Raw genomic sequence first — 1,125 nt, forward strand, 5'->3', positions numbered from 1 at the left:
GAACATCCGCAATCGTTCAGTAAATTTTTTAAAGCCAGGACTAACGTGTCTCCCCTTGCTTTCCGCCAATCCTTCAATTAACAGTCGTTACAATCACGGCTTTCCATGCGAATGGGTTTGCGTAACCAATTGGCGCATGGCTGTTCGAAAAGTAAACAGCAAAACCGGCTCGTCTCAGCAGTCAGGGGCTCAGGCCATTCAGAGGTCTACCCCGATGGCTCTCCTTCTTGTGATTTCTCTTTGCTTAGTTCAGCCACTTTAGCTTCTAACTCAGCGATATACGCTTTTAAAGGCACTATGGCATCGTTGATTTCTTCAGCCGTATACCTGGGGTGAATGTGTTGAGGGCAGTTCCAGTCATAGGCTTCAACATGTAACAGGAGCATCCGTTCGGGTGTATGCGGATAATCCGTCGGGGCAAGTTGCGCCAGCAGATCAGCATGATCCTCCAGCTCAATGACCTCGGCCCTGGCATACAGTTTCAAACGGCTTCGGCGCGCATAATCCATTAAAATAAGCGATACCTCCGGGCGGGTCATTATATTGCCTGCCGAAATGTACTGCTTATTGCCCTGATAATCCACAAAGCCCAGTGTCTTCGCATCGATAACATGAAGAAACCCTTTAGGACCGCCCCGATGCTGAATATAGGGAAAGCCGTTTTCGCCGATACTAGCCAGATATAAGTTATCACGAGCTTCAATAAACCTGATTTCCCGGTCGCTTAACTCCTTGACCCCTTTTTTTTGCTCAAGTCTGGCATAGGTCTGCCGACTGCCATACCGTTCCTGTAACGTTTTAATTACGTCGGTGAAGGCTAGTGTTGCATAGTTTGGTGCCATTTTTCAAAGTTGGATACAGATGAAGGCTTCCGGTTCTGATCTGCTGCCTTCATCCTGATGAATAAACCCGGTTTATAAACGCCTTAAATACGTCGTAGTCCTTACTAACTTAATCAATAGCCGCGGTATCGTCCTCTTTTACAGCGTTTTTCACAGGTTGATCCGTATCTAATCCCGAACCTTTATCTTCGTTTGGCTGGATAGTAATGACCCGCGTGAGCTGATTAAGGGTTTCTTCATCCCACATGGTATCCCCACATTCTTCATTAACAAAGGGGGTTTC

1 protein-coding gene is annotated in these 1,125 nt (G+C 46.8%); it reads right to left on the reverse strand.

Annotated elements, in window-relative coordinates:
• Positions 1-206 precede the first annotated feature (206 nt).
• Positions 207-842 carry a pyridoxamine 5'-phosphate oxidase family protein gene (locus BLX24_RS30595; RefSeq protein ID WP_071506921.1) on the reverse strand — a complete coding sequence of 212 codons (636 nt, stop codon included), beginning with the start codon at positions 840-842 and terminating at the stop codon, positions 207-209.
• Positions 843-1,125 lie beyond the last annotated feature (283 nt).

Source organism: Arsenicibacter rosenii, assembly GCF_001870735.1.
GTDB classification, from domain to species: domain Bacteria; phylum Bacteroidota; class Bacteroidia; order Cytophagales; family Spirosomataceae; genus Arsenicibacter; species Arsenicibacter rosenii.